Below are 21,361 nucleotides of genomic sequence, written 5' to 3'. Positions count from 1 at the left end.
GCGGCCTCAGATGGTTTGCGAATGGCGCGGGCCGGTGCGTTCCGCCAGGTAGCGGTCGAACACCATGCACACGTTGCGGATCAGGAGGCGCCCTTTCATCGTGACGCTCAGCCATTCCGGCCCCAGCGTCACCAGGCCGTCGCGCTCGAGCTGGCGCAGCTGGGCCAGCTCGTTGGCGAAGTACTGCGCGAACACGATGGGAAAGGCCTGCTCGATGGCGGGCACCGAGAGCTCGAACTGGCACATCAGCTTCTGGATGATGGCGCGGCGCAGCAGGTCGTCCATCGACAGGCGGGCGCCGCGCGCCACCGGCAGCTCGTTGGCGTCGATGGCGTCGTAATACTCGTCCAGGGTCTTGACGTTCTGGCTATAGGTGGCGCCCACCGCGCTGATGCTCGACACGCCGCAGGACACCAGGTCGGTATCGGCATGGGTCGAGTAGCCCTGGAAATTGCGGTGCAGGCGGCCCTGGCGCTGGGCCACGGCCAGGTCGTCGCCCGGCTTGGCGAAATGGTCCATGCCGATATAGACATAGCCGGCCGCGCCCAGGTGTTCGATGCATAACTGGAGCATCCGCAGCTTGGTGTCGCTGTCCGGCATGTCGGCCGCGTTGATGCGGCGCTGCGGCTTGAACAGGTGCGGCATGTGGGCGTAGTGGTAGACCGAGATGCGGTCAGGGTCGGCGGCGACCACCTTGTCCAGGGTCTGGCGCATGCTGTCCAGGGTCTGTTTTGGCAGGCCGTAGATCAGGTCGATGCTCACCGAACGAAAGCCCGCCGCGCGCGCCGCGTCGATCACGGCCCGCGTTTCATGCTCGGGCTGGACGCGGTTGACGGCCTGCTGCACGTCCGGGTCGAAGTCCTGCACGCCCAGGCTGATGCGGTTGAAACCCTGGCGGCGCAGGCTGTGCACGCGCTCGGCCGAAACGGTGCGCGGATCGACTTCGATCGAGTATTCGCCGCTTTCGTCGGGCGCGAAGCGGAAGCTGCGGCGCAGGTGTGCCATCAGGTCGCCCATCTGCTCGTCGGAGAGATAAGTCGGGGTGCCGCCGCCGAAGTGCAGCTGCTCGACCTCGTTCATGCCGGCGAACAGCAGGCCCTGCATCTCGATCTCGCGCTTCAGGTAGGACAGGTAGAGCGCAGCCTTGTCGCGGCGCTTGGTGACGATCTTGTTGCAGGCGCAGTAGTAGCACACCGTGTCGCAGAACGGAATGTGCAGGTAGAGCGAGAGCGGACGCTTGCTGCCGCGGGTGCGCACGCCGGCGACAGCGTGCAGGTAGTCGCGGTAGCCGAATTCGGCGCCGAAGCGGTCGGCGGTCGGGTAGGAGGTGTAGCGCGGGCCGGACTTGCTGAGCCGGCCGAGCAGGTCAGCGTCGAATTCGACGCTGGGAGTGAATACGAGTGGGGCCGAGGGGGCCGAAGACGGAAGCGCTTCAACGAGCATGACAATAAACTCCAGCTGCTGGCCGCATTGCGGAAATGCAATGCGACACGATCAGCTTGCAGTTTATTGATCTGCTTCGGCCAAATCCTTGACTTGCATCAAATACGGCCGAGACTGCCGTACGGGCATGCGCATTCCGTCATCGAACTTGAACACGGAGAGGGCCTGGACCAGCTGTGCAGCCTCGTCGGCGACGCTGCCGGAGGCCACGGCCGATTCCTCGACCAGGGTGGCGTTCTGGCGCGTGATGCTGTCCAGCTGGGCCATGGCGGCATTCACCTGGGCGATGCCTTCGCCCTGTTCGCGGCTGGCGGCGGTAATGGCGTGCATGATGGCGGCGGCGTCGCGCACCGAGGCGACCACCTCGCGCATGGTCTGGCCGGCGTCGCCCACCAGGGCGTTGCCCTGCTCGACGTGCTGGCCCGAGGTCTCGATCAGGGCCTTGATTTCCTTGGCGGCGGCGGCCGAACGCTGGGCCAGGCTGCGCACCTCGCCGGCGACGACGGCGAAGCCGCGCCCCTGCTCCCCTGCCCGCGCCGCTTCGACGGCGGCGTTCAGGGCCAGGATATTGGTCTGGAAGGCGATGCCGTCGATCAGGCCGATGATGTCGGCGATGCGGGTCGAGGACTCGCTGATCCGCCCCATGGTATTGCCGACCCGCTCGACGGCGTCGCCGCCGCGTCCGGCCACGGTGGTGGCGCCCACCACCAGCTGGTCGGCGCGCACCGCGTTCTCGGTGTTCTGGCCTGCGGCCGCGGCGATCTGGCCCAGGCTGCCGGCAGTCTGCTCCAGGCTGGCCGCCTGCGCCTCGGTGCGCCCGGCCAGGTCGCTGTTGCCGGCGGCGATGGCGCGGGTGGCGTGCTCGATCGAACCGACGTTGCGGCGCACGTCGCCGACGATGGCTTTCAGGTTGATGTTCAGCTGGCGCAGGGCTAGCTGCAGGCGGCCGATCTCGCCGTTGCCGCCGCTGCCCTCAATGTCGCAGCTGGTGGCCAGGTCGCCGCCGGCCAGCGCGTAGACGGCGCTGGTGGCCTGGCTCAGCGGACGGGCGATGGAGCGGTGCAGGTCCGCCCATGCGGCCAGGGTAGCCGCCGTGCCGAGGGCGGCCAGCGCCTGCCAGGCGCCGCTGTCGGACGTGGCGCCAAGGCCGGCCATCAGCGCGGCCTGGGCCGACATCATCAGGCCCAGGCGGCGCGTGAGCGGCAGTTCGCGCAGGGCCGCCACTTTCCTGCGCCAGCCGGCGCGCACGGCCTGGCCGCGCACGATCACCAGGTGCTTCGCTTCGCCGCTGCGGATCTTGCGGTACAGCTCCTCGGCGGCGCGCACCTGCTCGCGCGTTGGCGCGGTGCGCACCGACATGTAGCCGGTGACCCGGCCGGCTTCCTTGACCGGCACCACGTTCGCCACTACCCAGTAGAAGTCGCCGTTCTTGCGGCGGTTCTTGACCAGCCCGGTCCACGGCTCGCCTGCCTGCAGGGTCCGCCACAGGTCGGCGAAGGCTTCCGGGGGCATGTCCGGGTGGCGCACCACGTTATGGGCCTTGCCCAGCAATTCAGACTCGTCGAAGCCGCTGACCTCGACAAAGCTCGGGTTCACGTAGGTGATGCGGCCCTTGGTGTCGGTCTTCGACACGATGGACTGGCCCTCTTTCAACAGGTACTCGATGCCGGTGACCGGCTGGTTGTTACGCACGACACTTCTCCTTGTGTTGCCGAATGGCAAAATTCCAAGGTTTGCATTCTACTGAGCGACATTCACAAAATTTTTGACCTAGATCAAAAAGCTCAAACAAGTTAGAAAGTAGCGGCAACAATACTTAGCAAAAGAATCTTGAAGAGTCGAACTCGCCTCGGTCGGTCAAACCTTTCCTGATGTCGCGACGGAAGAGGTAAGCGTTGCACCGCACGACGTCTTGTGTCCTTGGAAAGCCACCGGAATCCCTTCGACAAGCACCATCGGATCCCCTTCGGCGATCACGCACGGCGAGTGGCCGTTGATCGGACAAACGCACGCATCCCCCTTGCGGGCTACCGCGATACCGTGGACAAACGCGGTGCCGGAGGCGGCGATCACCTTGCCGCCGTGGCTGGTCGAGTCACCAAGTCGGATTACACCTTTCATGGTCATCCTCCACAGTCGTCATAAAAAGCTGTTCGCTTGGGCGGGTGGGCAGCCCGAATCTATCGATCAGCCAGCCAACGCCAAACGGTCAAGCCATATGCGGATCCGAGGTTGGCCATCGATTCGCCTGCCTGATAGGTTCGCGGCAGTGCATCAACGTCCAGCGGTTGCCAGACACCTGCTTTCGGGCAGGGTTCCCCTGCCTTGGCTCGCAGGTCGCCATCGTTCTTAGCTTGACGGTTAGAGAGAATGACCGGGTGCCATTCCGTTGCCACTGCAAGTGTCTCAGGGGTGAAGTAATTTCCGCCGCCAGGGTAAGGTCCGCGTTCCTCTGCCGTCTTTATAAACTGATATACAGGTTGCATTCTCAATCCCCTGATGGCGAAGGTAAGGCTATGGTGGGCCAAGCCCGTGCCGGGGTACCAGACACCCGTCCACGGCACCTCTTCTCCGGTCCGGCATGTGATCGACCTGTCGATTACATACTCCAGGAGTGGATCGGGGAGTTTGGGAAACAGCGGTTCGTTAAACCAAGTAAAACTCCGGTTATATACTCCTACAATCTCCTCACCTGGAAAGCCATCATCATCATTCCGTCGTTCAGCCCACTCGGGATCAAGGGGATCCAGCTCGAAGAAACTCCCTGCTCCTGCAAATGCATTGGTGAGTGCGCTGTTGATCACGCGGGCATAGGCCGCCAATCGATCAACCCGAACGTTACTAAATTCGTTGTATTCGGCTGCAGTCATCCAGCTATGCAAAGGCTGCTCCATGATGCCTCGTATGTCACCTCTAATGCAGTCGGAAATTTCCCACATCAATTCGTAGTCACCCAGCCGTGCCAATTCAGCGCCACGTCTAAAGTCGCGCGCGCGCTGTTTGAACTTATCAAAAATTTGGTTGTTTCTACCAAAATTTACGACCTGCCTTGAGACAGCGAGAGTGCCAAACCACTCCATAGTCGCATCGCATTCGCGGGCAGCTCCTTCAAAGAATTCAGCCGACGTGAACAAATTCCAGATGGAGGCCTCCAAGTTTAGATTTCGCATGTATTCGTTCTCCTCGTCGAATAGGTTACGATGCGGTAGGTGCAGTAAGTAAAATTCTTTGAGCTTCCTGGGGTGTATAGTCCGTCGCGCCCCATCCAGTTTCAATCGGTCCCTTTATACGTCGGTCCGTGATTCGGGCACGAAGTTTTGTAGGGGCTGTCGCACCGGTCACGTCAGTAAAGTCGACTCGGCGATCCTCATTGCCGGCACCATCCATAAGAGGCTTGCCAGTCACCCGATCAATTCTCGGCATGGCCTTTACCATCTCATCTCGGCTACTTGGATAGAATAAGACCTGCTCTCCACCGCCCTCCAAGTAATAGTCGGTTCCCTCGAGCTTCTGGCTTGCGGCGGGGCCGCGCCAGACGGGCAACGATTCACCCGCTTTAATCTCATATTCGACAACCCAGCCATTCTGGTTCCAATCCGGCTTGACGGCAAACCGGCTACGCCACCCATCCCGGTCCTTGATGGCCTTGAATTCTGCTTCGGTCATCCAAAAGATGCCTGCGCCTTCATTGGAAGGATCCACGACACGATACAGCTTCGCTGGTCCTTTGATCGCGTCAGCTCGCATCCCACCCTTAGCTTTTGAGAACGTTGCAATCATCCAGTCCTGAATCCGTGGGTGGTCCGGGTGAGCGTTGACTAATGCTTGCGTTCGAAGATCCTGGGGCTTTAGTGGTGGGAACTTCATTGTGCGCGGTCGCTTTTTCGCCCATTTCGGCGGTTTAGCGTTGATCAGCCTGGCTGCCCCCGCTTCGGAGATAGGAGCAATCCATCCCCGATTCGTTCGATAGACCTCAACCTTCACCGCCTTGTCTTCCAGCCTTTTGGCAAAGATCTTCAGCACGGTCCGCACTGGCTGGGTGAATGACTGGATCGCGCCGCTCATCGCTTGTCGCTTCGCCTCGATGTTCTTCAGGAGATCATCGATCCGCTCACGAACCGTGCTTGGCACAATCGGCCGTATTCTCTCCAGCAAGCTCTTCAGGTCATTGAACTTGTCGTTCAACAGCCCTCCGAGCACCGCGGGACTGAGTTTGTCCGCCGCCTCACGAATAGTCTTCGAAACGAACTGGTAAATATCCGGCAGCTTCCCATCCGTCGCCCATTTCGCCACGCGGTTGTACTGCAGGAACTCGGTGATTTTCGGCAGCGCGGCATCGCAGGCCCGGTTGGCGGCTGCCACCAGCTTGCTCGCATTGGCGATGTCGTCCGCATGCTTGATCAGCGGCTTCAAATAGACCCAAGTCAAGCGCAGTGCACCTTTGACGACGGTCCCGACTTCCGGAGTGAAGCCGACCACCGTTGTCGCGATGAAGAACAAGGTGACCTTGTTGGAAGGGTCTTTACGATACTCTCGGAGATTCGCACACAAGTCGCGCAGGTCGCACAGGGTATCTACAATCGGGATCAGCGATACGACCAAGTCGAAGCCGATTTGCCCGGCCGACCGCTCGGTACTGAAGTCGCCCTGGAGCGCGCCCCAGATCCACTCGCCCAAACCGACATCGTCCGGCTTTTCCTGCCCGTGGACTTCGTTCAGCGCGTCGAGGGTTTCGTCGGTGTCCGCCATTACTTCCCTCCGCGGTTCTGGGGCGCATTGACCATGTTCGGTTCCTGGGCCATGAGCGGTTCGAGCTTGGCCATCAGGTCGGCGACCACCGGCCGCGGTTCGTCTTTGGCGGAGGGTGAGTTGTGATAGACGAGCTTGTCGACCGTGTCCGGCAGGTTGCGCTCTTCAGCCATGCCATTGCCGTCGAGCGTTCCCTGCTTTTGCTGGCCGTTTGCGAAATACAAGGTGTAGGGCACGCCGGCCATCGGCGCCCCCTGGTAGCCATCCAGGTCGAGCTTCAGCCAGTTGGTATGGTCCGCCGCCGGGAAGAACGGCAGCTGCGTCTCTTGTTCGGCCGGGCCATCCCACTTGTGCACGCCCGCCTTGACAGTGAAGGCGCCACTACAACCAAGCTCGATGTTGCCCTCGGCGATTTTGAGATACGCGCCGCCGCAAGACAGCGTAATGCTCTTCTTGGCCGCGATCACGATGTCGCCCTGGCTGGCGCTGATCCTCACGTCCTGAGCGGCGGCGATGCCGATGCTGTCCTGCTGGGCCTGCATCTCCAATTTGCCGGCACGCGCAATATGCTTCATGCCATCCTGATGCGAGAACAGCGACATGCCCTGGCCGGCCTGGATGTTCACACGCTGTCCGGCAACGGCCTGGATATGCTGCTGCGCCACGATATTCTGTTGGCGGCCGCTGTAGCTGACGACCGACTTCGGCGATGCGTTCACCAACCCGCCCTCGGAATACTGGGCGATCAGCGGCGCGCCAGCTTGCTCCGCATCGGCCAGGTCGTCCGCCAGCTGACGATGCGGCGCCAGGTCGACCGGCATGGCCTGGTGCTGCTCCGCGAACTCCCCCATTTCCTTCAGCAGTCCTTGCGATGCTTCGAGCAGGGCTTGCAGCGGTTTCCGTTCCAGTTGCTTCCCTGTCGCGCCAAGCATTGCCTGGGTCGTCAACAACATCAGTTTCGCAGCACGCAGCACGACGGACTGGTCACTGCGCAATTCCGCGCCCTCGCCGCGAGCCTGCCCCTCACCGTTTCGTCTCGGGTGCGTCAGCCATCCGAGGTTCAATTGGCTGTGCCCATGTTCACTGGCCAGTTGCGCACTGATCTGCCCGGGTGTGTCATCCAGCCGCAACTGGTTGTAGCGCATCCCCTGGACTTCCTTGCTCTTGATGCCGGCGACAAAACGGTTGCCGGGCAACCGACCCGCATGGCTGAACGCCGGGGGAGCCGCCAAGCCACCGTGCACGCGTCCCACGACGATGGGCTTGTCCGGGTCTCCGCCAAGGAAATCCACCAGGACCTCAGCGCCGACACGGGGCAGGCTGCTGCTTCCCCAGCCGTCGCCGGCCCAATGCGAGGCAACGCGTACCCAGGCCGAGTCCCGATCGGTGTTGCTGGCGCCCGCTCCACCGGGATGGTCTTGTTCGCGCATGCCGGGGAACCGCAATTTGATGCGGCCAAGCTCATCGCAATGCACTTCTTCCCCAGGAGGGCCGACTACCAGAGCCGATTGCAAGTGGACAGACGGCAGATCGGTGCGCGGATCGTAAGCCGGCACGATCGGTATGCCGCGCCGGACACATGCGAAGCGGTTGGTGTACCGGACATCGCGCTTGCCGCTGGCATGGTCGAGGGCGACTTTCGATACTCCCTGGCGCCAGGCATTGGCGGTAAACAGCCGCTCCGCCCGCTCGTCGAAGTCCTTAGGAAGGTTGCCTTCTGCCGCCAAGAACAGCTCCGTCACCACGAATTCGCGCTCCTGGCCCCGGTGCGTGTCGATGTCCGGATGACCATCCAGTCGAAACCATTCACCGACACGCAGGTCGCGGACACCGCTCTCCCCGTAAAAGCACTTGGTCTCATACTCAAGACGCTGCATTCGGAGGTCGCCCAGCCTGCGGTAGTCATTGCTGTCATCCCCGACATGCGGTGCGTCGATCTGGTGGTCGTCCAGGTTCAACGCAAACTGGTTCCCGGCCTTTCCCTGTTCGATGATCGCGGTCGATTGCGCAAGCATCATGCGGCCCTGGCGGTAGTCCCAGCTTTGCCGGGTCAGGCTGCCCGCCTTCAGGTGCCGCGCAGCGCACCAGTTGAAGACGGCATCACGCGCTTCGGTGCCGGCGTCCCGATGAAAGCGCACCGTTCCCGCTGCATTTTGTGCCAGCGACAGCGGCGCATCGAACAGCACCAGCGTATGTACCGGGCTGGCGGTATCTTCCGATACACGGTGACGGCCGGGCCGGATAAACCAGGCAATTCCCTGCCGCTTCCAGAGCCGCCGCAAGAACGCAGCATCGGACTCGTTGTGCTGCATGATGAATTCACGAGGCGGGTAAATGTCCCTGATGCCCAAGGTGTCGACCTCGAATGCCGCGGCGAGAATCGGGTTAGTGGCGCGCCACTCACCTACCAGGGCTGCAGAAATGTCGACTTCGTTCATATTGCGGAAAATCCGCGTGTTGACGCGCTGTTCCATCAAGCTCAACGCGTCGGACACGACCAACTGATACGAAGCCAATCCGCCGTCGCTTTGTCCAGCAAACGCTTGGGACACGATGCCACACACCGTACGCAAATGGCCTCGATCGGTCACAAACTGGAGTTCCGCTGACAGCGCAATGAGTTCTTTCAACGGCAAGGCTGCTTGTGTGGAAACGCAGAGCAACCGATATTCAATGCCGCCGCACATCGTCTCCTGGCCATAGGCGTGCTTGATGTGCAGGAGGTCTTTCACGATGGCGCCTTGGTGAGCAAGACGCAGACGAATCGGCCGGTGCAATTGTGTCAGGCCGGACGACAGCTCGGCCACGTTCAGGACATTCATGTGTGATCTCTTCGTGGGGAAAGATTGCACAAGAAACATGCCATTCAAGACACTTCCTGACATTGACGATTATCATTGCGACGTAGTGCGCCAACTCATTGGATTTCTTAACTGTCATACCCTTGGATGGATAACCTCACCCACTCCCTCGTCGGCCTGGCGCTCGGCGAACTGGTCGAGCGCGCGCTGCCGGCCGAACCCGATCCCATGCGCGGCCGCACCCGGCGCCGCGCCCTCCTCACCACTGGTCTGCTCGCCAGCAATTTCCCCGATCTCGACCTGATCCTCACCCCGCTCCTGGCGCCGCCGCTGGGCTACCTCATGCATCACCGCGGCCATACCCACACCTTGCTCTGGGGCCTGCCCCAGGTGGCGCTGCTGCTCGCCCTGATGTGGCTGCTCTGGCCGCGCGTGCGGCGCCTGCTACTGGAGAGCCGCACGGCGCGGCGCGGACTGATCGCCACCGGCGTGCTGGGGATCGTCCTGCACATGGGGTTCGACGGGCTCAACGTGTATGGCGTGCATCCCTTCCATCCCTTCGATGCGCGCTGGCTGTATGGCGACCTGGTCTTCATCGTCGAACCGGTGTTTTGGACCGCCTTCGGGACGGCGATGGCGATGGTGGCCACCCGGCGCGGGCGCTGGCCGCCCCTGGTCTTGCTGGCCGCGGCATTCGCTGCCTTCGCCTGGATGGGCTTCCTGCAATGGGGCTCGCTGGTTCTGCTGGCCGGGGTCGCGGGTGCGGTCATGCTCGCTGCAAGGCGGAGCGGCACCGCCGCCCTGGTGACGGCGGTGCTGGCCTGTATCGGATTCATCGGCGTGCAGGCGCTGGGCGCGCATCTCGCCCGCGCGCAGATCCGGGCCGAACTGGCCCAGCGCGATCCCGGCGGCCGCGTGCTCGACCTGCCGCTCTCGGCCTTCCCGTCGAATCCGCTGTGCTGGGCCTTCGCCACCGTCAGCGACGACGCAGGTGCGGGAAGCTACGCCGTGCGCGTCGGCGTGCTGAGTCTTGCTCCCGATCTGAATCCGGTGTCGCAGTGTCCGGCGCGTTTCGGTGGCCAGCCTGGCGGCCGGACTACGGCCCTGGCATGGCGGATGGAACACACCGGGAGCCTGGCCGGGCTGCGCGCACTCCAGCGCAACAACTGTCATTTCGACGCCTGGACCCGCTTCGCACGCGTGCCCTCGCTGGCGGGCGGCAATGCCACGGACCTGCGTTTCGGCGAACCGGACCAACCGAATTTTTCGACCCTGCCCTATGCCCGGCTGGCAGGCCAGCCTTGTCCCACGCCTGTGCCAGCCTGGGGACGGCCGCGCGCTGACCTACTTGGACTGGGTGCCGGCTAGACCGGTTGCATATCTAATGCCGCGTCAGGCTCGGGACGCGTATGATCGCAGGGCAGCGATGCTGTCCTGATGAGTTTCTAGCGGGGGGAAGACGATGAATACCGAACTGACGATACTTGGATGGACGCTGGTGCTGGCCCTGGTCCAGATCCTGCTGCCGGCCCTGCTGCGCACCCAGGAGACGGGTGCGGCCTACAACGTGGGCGCGCGCGACGGCGAAGCGCCGCCACCGCGGCCGGTCACGGCCCGCCTGCAGCGCGCCCAGGCCAACCTGTTCGAGACCCTGCCGCTGTTCGCGGCGGCGGTGCTGGTGGCCCACTCGGCGGGTCGTCTTGGCGAGCTCACGCTGTGGGGCAGCTGGCTTTACCTGGCGGGCCGGATCGTCTACGTGCCGCTGTACGCGGCCGGGGTGCCGGTGGTGCGCACCCTGGTGTGGACGCTGTCCCTGGCGGGACTGGGGATGGTGCTGGCGGCGATCCTTATTCCTTGACCGCTTCGACCGGGATGGTGAGGGTCACTTCGTCGCCGACATAAGGCGCGTACTTGCCGGCGTTGAATTCGCTGCGCTTGATCTTGGTGACCGCGTTGGCGCCGCAGGCGTCCTTCTTGAGCATCGGGTGCGTCATGCACTGGAAGGACGTGACGTCAAGGCGCACGGGCTTGGTCACGCCCTTGATGGTCAGGTTGCCGTCGACCGAAGCCAGCTTGTCGCCGTCAAAATTCAGCTTGTTCGACTTGAAGGTGATGGTCGGGTACTTCTTGGTGTCGAAGAAGTCCTCGGCCTGCAGATGGCTGTTGAAGACCGGGAAGCCGGTGTTCACGCTGGTCGTATCGATCACGACGTCCACCGAGCCGCTCTTGGCAGCGCGGTCCAGCACGATCTTGCCGCTGGTCTTGTCGAAGCGGCTCACCTGGTTCGAGTAGCCGAAGTGGCTGTACTCGAAGCGCGGGAAGGTGTGGCTGCCGTCGATCACAAAGGTTTCAGGAGCGGCGGCGGCGCCCAGCGACACACCGGCGGCGACCAGGAAGGCAAACAGTTTCTTCATTCATGACTCCAATTCGTTGAAATGCCGCGTCACCTTGGCGCAACAAGGCCGGCGACGCTGGAAACCATGATTATGCGTCGTTCCGGATGAGTGTTCGCACAACAAATCCGACAACTATGTTCAAATTATTTGAATGCGCGCTTCCGGCCCGGCGCCGTCCGTTCACCCAGCAGCGCGGCCCGGGTGACGGGACTGCGCACCTGCTCCAGCCACCACTGCAGGGCCTTGCCCCGCCCGCTGCGGTCGTTGCGCCAGACGCAGTAGAAGGTCAGCCGGTGCTCGGGACGGTCCAGGCGCCGCGCGACCAGGGCGCCGCTCTCCAGGTGGGGACGGGCCACCGGCAGCGGCAGATAGCCCACGCCCAGTCCGCGCAGCTGGGCCTCCAGCTTGGCGCGCGCATCGCTCACGGTGAACACTTCCTGCCCGGCCAGCAGGCCGACGCTCAAGCCGCCGCCGCGCGCGCCGGAATCGGCCAGCACCACCGCCCGGTGGGCACGCACCGCATCCTCGCCCAGCGGTTCCGGCAGCGCGGCCAGCGGATGCGAGGGGCTGACCGCGAACACGAACTCCATCGTGCCCATGGTTTCGCGCTGCAGCCCGACCCGGTTGCGGGTGTCGAGCGCCACCCCGAGCGCCAGGTCGGCCTGCCCGCTCAGCACCGCGTCGAGCGTCCCGGACAGGGTCTCCGAGCGCAGCTTCAGGCGCGTCGGCGCCTCCAGTGCGAAGAAGGCGGCGCACAGTTCCATCATGGTGTCGCGGTCGATCACGCTGTCGACCGCGATGCTGAAATGCGATTCCCAGCCGGTGGCCACGCGCTTGACCCGGTTGGCGATGGCGTCGACTTCGTCCAGCAGGCGTGCGCCCTCGCGCAGCAACTCGGCGCCCGCTTCGGTCAGGCGCGCGCGGCGCGAACTGCGGTCGAACAGCAGCGCGTCCAGCGCTTCTTCGATCACCCGCACGCGGTAGGTCAGCGCGGACGGCACCATGCCGAGCGCGCGCGCGGCGGCCGCGAAGCTGCCATGCTCGGCGATCGCTTCGAGCATGGCCAGGGAGGCGGGTGTGAGGGCGTCGCGGGCGCTTGTCATGGAGGATTGGTTCAAATAGTTTGAATCATGCCAGCGCCCATCGGTCCCGGCAAGCGCAGCCTGCAGCGGAGTTCCGTGCGCCGTACAGCCACGATTTATGGCAGCCGGCGCCGGAATCGCACGAAATCGCTGGACGCCGGCGCGCGGAGGGCTCATATTAGTCTTATCAGTTCAGCAATTCCCTACCCCATTCGGAGACAAGGAAGAACGGAGGCCTGCCATGGAAGCCGGGTTCCACGCCATCGACAGCGACTGGTGCCGCATCGCGTTCGAGCGCGCTCCGGCGCCGCTCGTCGTATGCGACAGCGCGTCCCTGCACGTGCTGGGAGCCAATGCCTGCGCCGGCGCCACCTATGGCTACACGCCCGAGGAATGGGCGCAAGCCGACCTGCTGGCCCTGTTCGAAGCGCCGGACCACGAGCGTGTGCGGAGCGCCGTGACGGCCGCCGCGCGCGACGGCGAGGCCCAGCTGCCGGCGCTCACCCACATCGGCAAGGACGGCGCCTGCCTGCATTGTCAGCTGCAGTGCTACCGCCTCAATTGCGAGCATCCGGCGCCGGTGCTGCTGGCCATGCAGGACCATTCCGAAGCGGCCGAAGCCGAAGCCAAGCTGGCCCATTTGCAGGATGTGCTGAAGGTGTCGCAGGAGGTGACGGGCCTGGGCTGCTGCACCATGAACCTGACCACCGCCCGCCTTACCTGGTCGGTCCAGCAATACAAGAACCTGGGCCTGGAGCCGGCCAGCGTGATGCCCTCGATGGAGCGGCTGCTGGCGCCGGTGCACGCGGACGAGCGCCCCGCCTTCGCGCTGGCCATCGAACGCTGCATCCTGGATGGCCACCCTTTTGACACCAGCCTGCACCTGACCTGGCCCGACGGCAGCGAGCACGTGCTGCGCACCAGCTGCCGGCGCATCAGCGGCGACCTGAGCTCGCCCGACTGGTTCGCCTGCGCCACCGTCGACATCACCGAGGAATGCCGCCTGCGCGACCAGCTGCTGCAGACCGAATCCGACCTCCAGCACGCGCAGGAGATCGCGCACATCGGCACCTGGGCGGCCGACCTGCGCACGGGACTGATCGAGACCACTTCCGCCGAGACCTACCGGATCTTCCGCATCGACCCGGGGCGCAACGGCAAGGGCGGGCCGTTCACGCTCGAACAGCTGTTCCGGCGCATCCACCCCGAAGACGTGGCCGCGGTGGCGGCGGCGCGCGAGCATACCCTGAAGACGCCGGGCGAGCGCTACGACCACCGCTACCGCATCGTCGAAGGCGACCACGAGGTGCGCTACGTGCATTCGCAGGCCGACGTGGTGCGCGACGAGGACGGCCAGCCGGTGCGCATCGTCGGCATCATCCGCGACGTCACCGACATGACCCGCGCCGAGCAGGAAATCGAGCGCCTGGCCTTCTGCGACGAGCTCACCGGACTGCCGAACCGGGTGGCGATGTGCCGCTACCTGGACACCGCCTTCGGCGAGAGCCGCGGGCTGGAAGAGCCGGTAGCGGTGCTCACGGTGGCGCTGGCGCGCTTCCGCGAGATCAACCTGACCCTCGGCCACCTGAACGGCGACGACCTGCTGCGCGACGTGGCGCGCCGCCTCAAGACCGAGCTGGGCGAGGACATCCACCTGGCGCGCACCGGCAACGCCCAGTTCATCGCCGTGCTGCGCGGCGTGCGCGCCTACAACGCGGCCGCGGTGGCCGAGGCCATCGCGCGGGTGTTCGACACCACCTTCCTGGTCGCCGGCGTGCGCTACGAGATCAGCGCCCAGGTCGGCATCGCGTTGGCGCCGGGCCACGCGCGCAACCCGACCGACCTGCTGCGCAAGGCCGACGTGGCCGTGTACCAGGCCAGGCAGGGCGGGCGCAAGACCATGATGTACGATCCCGCCCAGGACCCCTACGACCCCCAGCGCCTGGCCCTGCTCGGCCAGTTCCGCAACGCGGTCGCCGAAGGCCAGATCGAGCTGTATTGCCAGCCCAAGGTGGCGATGGCCACCGGCGAAGTGATCGGCGCCGAAGCGCTGGCGCGCTGGCACCATCCGCAACTGGGCATGGTGCCGCCGGGCGAATTCGTGCCCCTGATCGAGTCGACGGAGCTGATCCATGCGCTCACCAACGCCATGCTGCAAGCCTCGGTGCGCCAGTCGCACGCCTGGCGCCAGGAAGGCCTGGCGCTGCCGATCGCGGTCAACCTCTCCACCCGTAACCTGATGAGCGGCACCCTGCCGGGCGACCTGCGCGCCCTGCTCGCCGGCTGGGACGCCGATCCCGCCTGGCTGGGCCTGGAAATCACAGAAAGCAGCCTGATCGTCGACCCGGATGCCACAATCGCCCAGCTCCAGGCCCTCAGCAGCATGGGTTTCCGGCTGTTCATCGACGATTTCGGCACCGGCTATTCCTCGCTCAACTACCTCACCATGCTGCCGGTGGACGTGATCAAGATCGACCACGGCTTCACCACCAACATGCTGCGCGACCGCCGGGCGGGCGCCATCGTCAAGGCCACCATCGACCTGGCCCACGACCTGGGGCTGTCGGTGGTGGCCGAGGGCACCGCCACGCGCGAGATCTGGGACGCGCTGCTCGCCGCCGGCTGCGACGAGGCCCAGGGCTACTACGTGGCGCCGCCCCTGCCGGCCCACGAATTGCCGGGCTGGATGCGCCAGCACGCGCTGCGCTGCGGGCATGCGGGGGCGGCGCACTAGGCTTGGCATCACGGCACGGCCGTACGAACGGCCCTTGCGTGCGCACAAGGCTATACTGCGTTTTTCGCAATCGCGCCGCTGCCGCATGTATGCCCCATGAATATTGATCAGCTTGCCCATACGCCCTGCTATTGCTCATCCCTGCGCCAGGCCTCGCGCTACCTGACCTCGTTCTACGACCAGATGCTGAGCGGCACCGGCCTGCGCATCACCCAGTTTTCGATCCTGGCCAAGCTGCTGCGCGGCACCGCCAATGTCAACCAGCTGGCCAAGGCCATGGTAATGGACCGCACGACCCTGGCGCGCAACCTGCAGCCGCTGGTGCGCGAGGAACTCGTGGTGATCAGGTCGAGCGAGCAGGACCGGCGCGAGCGGGTCATCGAACTCAGCCAGCGCGGACGCGAGGTGATCACGGCCGCGCGTCCTGCCTGGGAACGGGCGCAGCAGCTGTTCGCCGAACGCTTCGGCGCGACCGAGGCCGAGCACATGCGCGCCATGATGGGTGCGGTCGTCACCAGCGGCGTGCACGAGCTGCTCGACAAGCCGGCGGCGGACAGCGTGGGAGAGACGGATTGATCCTCGAAGTCGCCGTGCTCGACGTCCGTGCCGGCCAGGAGGCCGATTTCGAGGCCGCCTTCCGCCAGGCTGCTCCCATCATTGCCTCGAACAAGGGCTATCTGTCGCACCAGCTGCAGCGCTGCCTGGAACGGCCCAGCCGCTACATCCTGCTGGTGAACTGGGAAACGCTGGAAGACCACACGATCGGTTTCCGCCAGTCGGCCGGCTACCAGGAGTGGAAGCGGCTGCTGCACCATTTCTACGATCCTTTCCCGACCGTGGAGCACTACACCGCCGTGTAGCGCCTCGCGGCGGCGCTCCCGCACATGGGCGAGCGCTATGTCTGTTTCCGCACCGAACGGCTGCTTGACGCGTCGTATGCTGGGGCTGTGACTCGGCCGAACATGAAGAGCCGGGTCTCGCTGACGACGGCAACAACATGCCGGTGAACGGGATCGACACCATGAACACGCCACCCTCCGCCACCATCGACGCCGCCACGGACAAGGTTCCGGCGGCGCCAGAACGCAGACGCCGGGCGCCGCCCTTGTCGCTCGCTGCATGGAAGCAGTTCGTCAGCGTCGCCAAGCCGTATTGGCTGGGCGATCAGAAGAAGACGGCCTGGTCGCTGTTGCTGCTGCTGATCGTGCTGATGCTGGTCGAGACCAAGCTGGCGGTGATGCTGAACAACCAGGCCGGCGAAATGACTTCTGCGCTGGCGGGCAAGAATGGCGACCGTTTCTGGACGGCAGTGCGCGCCTGCCTGCTCACCCTGGCCTTCGCGGTGCCGGTCTACGCCTTCTACTACTACATGCGCGACCTGTTCGCCAACCAGTGGCGGCGCTGGCTGACCGGCCGTTTCCTCGACGGCTACCTGAAGGGTCGCAAGTATTATGCGCTGGGCGCCGACAGCGAGATCGACAATCCCGACCAGCGCATCAGCGAAGACATCAACACCTTCACCGGCCGGTCGATCCACTTCCTGCTGATCTTCCTCGGCTCGATCATGCAGCTGGTGGCGTTCAGCGCCGTGCTGTGGTCGATCTCGCACCTGCTGGTGGGCGTGCTGGCGGTGTATGCGATCACGGGCACCGTGGTCGCCCTCTATGTGTTCGGCAACCCGCTGATCCACCTGAACTTCTGGCAGCTGCGGCGCGAGGCCGATTTCCGCTTCAGCCTGATGCGCGTGCGCGAGAATGCCGAGTCGATCGCCTTCTATCGCGGCGAGGCCCAGGAACGCGCGCATATCGACAGCAGGTTCGAGACGGTGATCCAGAACTTCGCCAGGCTGATCAGGAAGCAGCGCTCGCTCAACCTGTTCCAGCGCACCTTCAGCCAGCTCACGCTGGTGTTGCCGGGCATGATCCTGGCGGAGCGCGTGCTGTCGGGCGAACTGGAAGTGGGCCGCGCGGTGCAGGCGGCCGGCGCGTTTACCGCCGTGCTCGCGGCGGTCGGCGTCATCGTCGAGAACTTCGAGAGCCTGAGCCGCTTCGTCGCGGGCATCGACCGCCTGCAGGCTTTGTCCAAACTGGTGCTGCCCGAGGGCGCGATCAAGGACGATGGCCAGCAGGCGGGCATCCAGACCCAGCCGGGCAAGCACCTCGCGCTGGAATCGGTGACCTTGCACCCGCCGCGGTCCGATCGCGTGCTCATCAAGGAGCTCAGCCTCAGCCTGAAGCCGGGCGATGCCCTGCTCATCACCGGCGACAGCGGCTGCGGCAAGAGCTCGCTGCTGCGGGCGATCGCCGGCCTGTGGCAGACCGGCAGCGGCACGATCCATCGTCCGCCGCTGGAAGCTTTCTTCTTCCTGCCGCAGAAGCCCTATCTGCAGGCGGGCACCCTGCGCAGCCAGCTCATCTATCCGAGCGCGGAATGCAGCCTGAGCGACGAACAGCTGCTGGACATCCTCGAGCAGGTGCACCTGCCTTGTTTGGCGGAACGCGTGGGCGGACTGGACGCCGTGAACGACTGGGAGAAACTGCTGTCGGTCGGCGAGCAGCAGCGCCTGGCCTTTGGCCGCGTGCTGGTGCAAAAGCCGGGCATCGTGATCCTGGACGAAGCGACCAGCGCGCTCGACAGTGCGAACGAAGCTTCGCTCTACGAACGCCTGCGCGCCAGCGGGGCGACCCTGATCAGCATCGCGCACCGCGCGGCGGTGCTGCGTCACCATACGCATGTGCTGCATTTGACCGGCGAAGGCGGATGGGAAGTGCATGAAGCAAGCAGCTACCAGTTCGATGGACCGATCGACCCATCGCGCGGAAAAATGACGGATACACAGCCGGTGGCGGCCTGATACTGCGCTTCCTACAGGTCGCCAAACCGCTTTTGATAATCCGCGACGTGGCCGGGAAACAGCTCCTCGTAACGTGGATAGGGGATACCGAGGACGCTCACCTCGATATTGCCAGGATCGCCATCCTCGAACTCATGCGACACATCCATGATATTCACCCCTTCACACGGAATGGGCACGCCTTCAGGTGTCCTGGCGCTCAGCGCCAGGCGGGATTGGTCGTGATTTACTTGGCACGCACGCTGGATCTGGCGATAGCCTTCCGCCGGCCTGAAGATGCCAAAGGCGACGCCCATGGGCGCATCGCCATGCTCCAGTGCGGAATGACCGATCAAGCTGTCTTTGGCGAAAATCTCAAACATTGCAATCTCTCCACGGTCTTCATTCATCAGTCGGCGCGAAAGCCTTTTCCCGTCGCAGCCCAGTAGATGCCTCCATACAGGTGATGCCGGAAGACCGGATCTCGGTAAGTCGCCGCCAAATGTCCCAGCCCGGTGTAGAACGCGCGCCCGCCGTCGTAGTCCTGGTACCAGGCCACCGGATGGAAGGCGCCCATGCCCTTCCCTTTCTTGTCGCCCCAGTCGGCCTCCGGCTTGTAGGTCGATTCGTCGACGCTCAGCAGATAGTTCAGCTTCGCACGCGGCGGACCGTATTCATACCATTCGTCGGTCGCCAGCGAACGCGGCGCGAAACGCTCCATGCCAGGGAAGTTGCGCTGCTCCACCTTCAACACTGCCGTCTGCACTTCCGGGTGGATGTGGAACATGTGCCCCACCATCTTCGTGTACCAGGGCCAGCCGTATTCGGTGTCGGCCGCGCTGTGCACGCCCACGTAGCCGCCGCCACGCCGGATGTAGCGCTCGAAGGCGGCCTGCTGCCGGTCGTCCAGCACGTCGCCCGTGGTGAGCAGGAAGACCACCGCCTGGTACTTGGCCAGCTCGGCGTCGTTCATCACGCGGCCGGCGTCGGCGGTCCAGAACACCTCGAAGTCGTGCAGCTTGCCCAGCGCCTGGATCGCGGTGACGCCCTCGTGCACGGCCTCATGGTGCCAGCCGGCGGTCTTGGTAAACAGCAAGACCTTGAACTGGGCGGCCTGGGCGGCCGGCATGGCCAGGATGCCGCACAGCGCGGCGAGTTGGACCAGCGTTTTCATCGGCATCAGGTGAACAGGAAAAGGACAGGCCACGCTAATGGAATCCTTTCCGGTTGTCAATTCGGTATCGTGTAACGCGGGCTGACAGCGCGGCCGGCAAGGCGTAGAGTGGATGGTGAACGCCATACCTTGATGGAGGCGCACCATGTACAAGACCATCATCGTTCACGTCGACGGCGGCCCGCACCAGGACAGCCGCCTGCGCGCCGCCGCGCTGCTCGCAGCCGGGCACGGCGCCCACCTGGTCGGCAGCGCCGCGACCGGCATCTCGATGGCCAATTTCGCGATCCTCAACAGTTCGATGGCCATGCCGATCTCGAGCGAGGATTACCAGGCGCTGCGCGACGATGTCGCTACCAAGCTCCAGCCCTTCGAAGAGCAGGCCGCGCGGCTGGGTGCGGACTCTGTCGAATCGCGCCTGGTGGATGACAACACCCGCTACGGTCTGCTGCTGCACTCGCGCTACGCCGACCTGGTGGTGCTGAGCCAGGACGATCCGCCCGGCGCTCATACGGGCGGCGCGCGTCACCTGCCCGAGTTCCTGGCCCTGCACGGTCCGCGCCCGGTGCTGGTGGTGCCGGCCGCCTACCGCGGCGCCCCCCTTCCCGGCACGGCCCTGATCGGCTGGGACGGCAGCCTGCAGGCTATCCGCGCCATCCAGGCGGCGCTGCCGCTGCTGCAGGCTGCGCCGCTGGTGCGCCTGGTGCTGGTCAATCCGGAGGCGCTGTCGGAGCTGCATGGCGAAGAGCCGGGCGCGGACATGGCGCTCTACCTGGCGCGCCACGGCGTACAGGTCGAGGTGGTGGTCGAGCGTACCCGCGACACGCCGGGCGACACCCTGATCGCGCTGGCCCACGACACCCGCGCCGGCCTGCTGGTGGCGGGCGCCTACGGCCACAACCGCTACCGCGAATGGGCGCTGGGCGGAGCGACGCAGGCGCTCCTGCGCCGGGCGCCGGTGCCGCTGCTGTGTGCGCACTGAGCCGGCTTCTCCAGAAACTTTGATGCAGCTCAAGTACATCGTCTGAGCAGACAGCGAGACTGCCCTATTCACACCATTCTTCATCCAATCCGGATTGCCATGACCGCCACCCGACTTCCGCCCAGCAGCACGCGCGCCATCTGCGCCGCCATCCGCCATGCACGCAAGCATTTGTGCACCCGCCTCCTGCACGCCGCCTCGGCGCCGGACGAGCGCTTCGTGCGCGAGTTCCCCTCCCTGGTCGCCGCGGTCGAAGCCGGCTTTCGCCACGAGGAGATGGTCATGGAAGCCCTCGCCTACGAAAGCCTGCACGACCACCGGGCCGAGAACGCCACCCTGCTGGCGGCGCTGCACCGCGTGACGCCGCTGGTCGAGGACGGCGACGTCCAGCTCGGCCGCCAGGTGCTGGCGGCCCTGCGTGACGTGCTCTCCCTGCACCGGCTGACCACCGACCTGGCGCTGGCGATGGCGGCCCACCCTGCGCCCCACCGCGTCCGTGTGCGCGGCCCGCGCGCGGCCCTGGTGCATGTGCCGCCGCATCCCCGCCACGCACGCTGACGGTCCCGCCTACTTCAGGCCCGGCCGCCGGCGCCGGATGATCTTGCCAGAGACCATGAACACACCGTCGCCTTTGTAATGCAGGGTCTCCGGATGGCGCGGCACGGCTGCAGCGCGGGCGGCGACCACCTCCCAAATGAAGAAGTTGTACTTGTCGACCAGGCTGTCGTCGTGCAGCCGGCATTCGAACCGGGCATGGCATTCGCGGATCGCCGGCGCCGCCACCCGTTCAGCCTGCTCGGGCGTGAGGCCGAATTCTTCAAATTTGTCGAGCTCGCTCCCCGAGGTCGAGCCTACCTGCAGCACCTGCTCGGTCAGCGCGGTGGTCGGCAGGTTGATCACGCATTCGCCGCTGGCGCGGATCAGGCCGAAGCTGTGGTTGGCCGACGAGATCACGCAGCCGATCAGCGAGGGATCGAATTCCATCACTGTGTGCCATCCCATCACCATGATGTCGCGTTCGCCTCGCCAGGCGGACGACACCAGCACCACAGGCCCCGGTTCCAGGTAGCGCCGCACTTCGTGCAAGGCCATCGCTTGCTTGCCTGCCATCGCTGCTCCTCATCGGACGACGCCGGCATGATGGCATGCGCCAGGAAATTCCGGCGC

Annotated in this window: 19 protein-coding genes; 8 read left to right on the top strand and 11 right to left on the bottom strand. The window is 64.8% G+C overall.

Annotated elements, in window-relative coordinates:
• Positions 1-6 precede the first annotated feature (6 nt).
• From hemN to KBW95_RS03765, 6 genes are all read right to left on the bottom strand, one after another.
• On the bottom strand, positions 7-1,443 hold the full coding sequence (gene hemN / locus KBW95_RS03790; protein ID WP_211523650.1) for an oxygen-independent coproporphyrinogen III oxidase: 1,437 nt from the start codon (positions 1,441-1,443) through the stop codon (positions 7-9).
• Positions 1,444-1,506: 63 nt separating this feature from the next.
• Entirely contained in the window at positions 1,507-3,135 is a 1,629-nt protein-coding gene (locus KBW95_RS03785) for a PAS domain-containing methyl-accepting chemotaxis protein (protein ID WP_211527521.1), read from the bottom strand.
• Positions 3,136-3,300: 165 nt separating this feature from the next.
• On the bottom strand, positions 3,301-3,564 hold the full coding sequence (locus KBW95_RS03780) for a PAAR domain-containing protein (protein WP_211527520.1): 264 nt from the start codon (positions 3,562-3,564) through the stop codon (positions 3,301-3,303).
• A gap of 59 nt (positions 3,565-3,623) precedes the next feature.
• The gene (locus tag KBW95_RS03775; protein WP_211523653.1) at positions 3,624-4,613 is read right to left on the bottom strand and encodes a hypothetical protein; all 990 of its coding nucleotides are present in this window, start codon (positions 4,611-4,613) and stop codon (positions 3,624-3,626) included.
• Between the two features lie 25 nt (positions 4,614-4,638).
• Positions 4,639-6,192 (bottom strand): hypothetical protein, encoded by a 1,554-nt coding sequence (locus KBW95_RS03770; protein WP_211527519.1) that lies wholly within the window; start codon positions 6,190-6,192, stop codon positions 4,639-4,641.
• Entirely contained in the window at positions 6,192-9,014 is a 2,823-nt protein-coding gene (locus KBW95_RS03765; protein ID WP_211523655.1) for a type VI secretion system Vgr family protein, read from the bottom strand. The genes KBW95_RS03770 and KBW95_RS03765 overlap by 1 nt, the downstream gene beginning before the upstream one ends.
• A gap of 126 nt (positions 9,015-9,140) precedes the next feature.
• Between KBW95_RS03765 and KBW95_RS03760 the strand changes: the two genes are divergently transcribed.
• Both KBW95_RS03760 and KBW95_RS03755 read left to right on the top strand, forming a co-directional pair.
• Positions 9,141-10,361, top strand: coding sequence for a metal-dependent hydrolase (locus tag KBW95_RS03760; protein WP_211527518.1), 1,221 nt, complete (start codon positions 9,141-9,143; stop codon positions 10,359-10,361).
• Positions 10,362-10,455: 94 nt separating this feature from the next.
• Entirely contained in the window at positions 10,456-10,851 is a 396-nt protein-coding gene (locus tag KBW95_RS03755) for an MAPEG family protein (RefSeq protein WP_211523657.1), read from the top strand.
• Here the strand turns inward: KBW95_RS03755 and KBW95_RS03750 are convergent.
• Both KBW95_RS03750 and KBW95_RS03745 read right to left on the bottom strand, forming a co-directional pair.
• The gene (locus KBW95_RS03750) at positions 10,841-11,407 is read right to left on the bottom strand and encodes a YceI family protein (protein WP_211523658.1); all 567 of its coding nucleotides are present in this window, start codon (positions 11,405-11,407) and stop codon (positions 10,841-10,843) included. The two genes, KBW95_RS03755 and KBW95_RS03750, sit on opposite strands and share 11 nt — an antisense overlap.
• Positions 11,408-11,532: 125 nt before the next feature.
• The gene (locus KBW95_RS03745) at positions 11,533-12,492 is read right to left on the bottom strand and encodes a LysR family transcriptional regulator (protein WP_211527517.1); all 960 of its coding nucleotides are present in this window, start codon (positions 12,490-12,492) and stop codon (positions 11,533-11,535) included.
• A gap of 220 nt (positions 12,493-12,712) precedes the next feature.
• On the opposite strand from KBW95_RS03745, the gene KBW95_RS03740 reads away from it, so the two are divergent.
• From KBW95_RS03740 to KBW95_RS03725, 4 genes are all read left to right on the top strand, one after another.
• On the top strand, positions 12,713-15,205 hold the full coding sequence (locus tag KBW95_RS03740; protein ID WP_211527516.1) for an EAL domain-containing protein: 2,493 nt from the start codon (positions 12,713-12,715) through the stop codon (positions 15,203-15,205).
• A 96-nt stretch (positions 15,206-15,301) separates the two neighbouring features.
• Positions 15,302-15,781, top strand: coding sequence for a MarR family winged helix-turn-helix transcriptional regulator (locus tag KBW95_RS03735; protein ID WP_211527515.1), 480 nt, complete (start codon positions 15,302-15,304; stop codon positions 15,779-15,781).
• Positions 15,778-16,065 carry an antibiotic biosynthesis monooxygenase gene (locus tag KBW95_RS03730; RefSeq protein WP_211523662.1) on the top strand — a complete coding sequence of 96 codons (288 nt, stop codon included), beginning with the start codon at positions 15,778-15,780 and terminating at the stop codon, positions 16,063-16,065. The genes KBW95_RS03735 and KBW95_RS03730 overlap by 4 nt, the downstream gene beginning before the upstream one ends.
• Before the next feature lie 161 nt (positions 16,066-16,226).
• Positions 16,227-18,059 (top strand): ABC transporter ATP-binding protein/permease, encoded by a 1,833-nt coding sequence (locus KBW95_RS03725; protein WP_211527514.1) that lies wholly within the window; start codon positions 16,227-16,229, stop codon positions 18,057-18,059.
• A gap of 11 nt (positions 18,060-18,070) precedes the next feature.
• On the opposite strand, the gene KBW95_RS03720 is transcribed toward KBW95_RS03725, so the two are convergent.
• Positions 18,071-18,421: a hypothetical protein gene (locus KBW95_RS03720; RefSeq protein WP_211523664.1), complete on the bottom strand. Its 351-nt coding sequence runs from the start codon at positions 18,419-18,421 to the stop codon at positions 18,071-18,073.
• 26 nt (positions 18,422-18,447) lie between these two features.
• Complete coding sequence (locus KBW95_RS03715) at positions 18,448-19,212, bottom strand: ThuA domain-containing protein (RefSeq protein ID WP_211527513.1); 765 nt, start codon at positions 19,210-19,212, stop codon at positions 18,448-18,450.
• A 145-nt stretch (positions 19,213-19,357) separates the two neighbouring features.
• Here KBW95_RS03715 and KBW95_RS03710 point away from each other — a divergent pair, with 145 nt between their 5' ends.
• Both KBW95_RS03710 and KBW95_RS03705 read left to right on the top strand, forming a co-directional pair.
• The gene (locus KBW95_RS03710) at positions 19,358-20,194 is read left to right on the top strand and encodes a universal stress protein (protein WP_211523666.1); all 837 of its coding nucleotides are present in this window, start codon (positions 19,358-19,360) and stop codon (positions 20,192-20,194) included.
• A gap of 99 nt (positions 20,195-20,293) precedes the next feature.
• Entirely contained in the window at positions 20,294-20,752 is a 459-nt protein-coding gene (locus KBW95_RS03705) for a hemerythrin family protein (RefSeq protein ID WP_211523667.1), read from the top strand.
• A gap of 9 nt (positions 20,753-20,761) precedes the next feature.
• Here KBW95_RS03705 and KBW95_RS03700 read toward each other — a convergent pair whose 3' ends face one another.
• Entirely contained in the window at positions 20,762-21,304 is a 543-nt protein-coding gene (locus KBW95_RS03700; RefSeq protein ID WP_211527512.1) for a flavin reductase family protein, read from the bottom strand.
• Positions 21,305-21,361 lie beyond the last annotated feature (57 nt).

It is taken from the genome of Massilia sp. ZL223, from assembly GCF_018119395.1.
Lineage (GTDB): Bacteria > Pseudomonadota > Gammaproteobacteria > Burkholderiales > Burkholderiaceae_D > Telluria.
The sequence above is the reverse complement of the archived record's forward strand: the minus strand, read 5'-3'. Positions and strand labels throughout refer to the sequence as shown.

Excerpts from the sequence above, each read along its gene's own strand:
- hemN (WP_211523650.1), bottom strand. The coding sequence starts at position 1,443 with ATGCTCGTTGAAGCGCTTCCGTCTTCGGCCCCCTCGGCCCCACTCGTA.
- KBW95_RS03780 (WP_211527520.1), bottom strand. The coding sequence starts at position 3,564 with ATGAAAGGTGTAATCCGACTTGGTGACTCGACCAGCCACGGCGGCAAG.
- KBW95_RS03775 (WP_211523653.1), bottom strand. The coding sequence starts at position 4,613 with ATGCGAAATCTAAACTTGGAGGCCTCCATCTGGAATTTGTTCACGTCG.
- KBW95_RS03770 (WP_211527519.1), bottom strand. The coding sequence starts at position 6,192 with ATGGCGGACACCGACGAAACCCTCGACGCGCTGAACGAAGTCCACGGG.
- KBW95_RS03765 (WP_211523655.1), bottom strand. The coding sequence starts at position 9,014 with ATGAATGTCCTGAACGTGGCCGAGCTGTCGTCCGGCCTGACACAATTG.
- KBW95_RS03760 (WP_211527518.1), top strand. The coding sequence starts at position 9,141 with ATGGATAACCTCACCCACTCCCTCGTCGGCCTGGCGCTCGGCGAACTG.
- KBW95_RS03755 (WP_211523657.1), top strand. The coding sequence starts at position 10,456 with ATGAATACCGAACTGACGATACTTGGATGGACGCTGGTGCTGGCCCTG.
- KBW95_RS03750 (WP_211523658.1), bottom strand. The coding sequence starts at position 11,407 with ATGAAGAAACTGTTTGCCTTCCTGGTCGCCGCCGGTGTGTCGCTGGGC.
- KBW95_RS03745 (WP_211527517.1), bottom strand. The coding sequence starts at position 12,492 with ATGACAAGCGCCCGCGACGCCCTCACACCCGCCTCCCTGGCCATGCTC.
- KBW95_RS03740 (WP_211527516.1), top strand. The coding sequence starts at position 12,713 with ATGGAAGCCGGGTTCCACGCCATCGACAGCGACTGGTGCCGCATCGCG.
- KBW95_RS03735 (WP_211527515.1), top strand. The coding sequence starts at position 15,302 with ATGAATATTGATCAGCTTGCCCATACGCCCTGCTATTGCTCATCCCTG.
- KBW95_RS03725 (WP_211527514.1), top strand. The coding sequence starts at position 16,227 with ATGAACACGCCACCCTCCGCCACCATCGACGCCGCCACGGACAAGGTT.
- KBW95_RS03720 (WP_211523664.1), bottom strand. The coding sequence starts at position 18,421 with ATGTTTGAGATTTTCGCCAAAGACAGCTTGATCGGTCATTCCGCACTG.
- KBW95_RS03715 (WP_211527513.1), bottom strand. The coding sequence starts at position 19,212 with ATGAAAACGCTGGTCCAACTCGCCGCGCTGTGCGGCATCCTGGCCATG.
- KBW95_RS03710 (WP_211523666.1), top strand. The coding sequence starts at position 19,358 with ATGTACAAGACCATCATCGTTCACGTCGACGGCGGCCCGCACCAGGAC.
- KBW95_RS03705 (WP_211523667.1), top strand. The coding sequence starts at position 20,294 with ATGACCGCCACCCGACTTCCGCCCAGCAGCACGCGCGCCATCTGCGCC.
- KBW95_RS03700 (WP_211527512.1), bottom strand. The coding sequence starts at position 21,304 with ATGGCAGGCAAGCAAGCGATGGCCTTGCACGAAGTGCGGCGCTACCTG.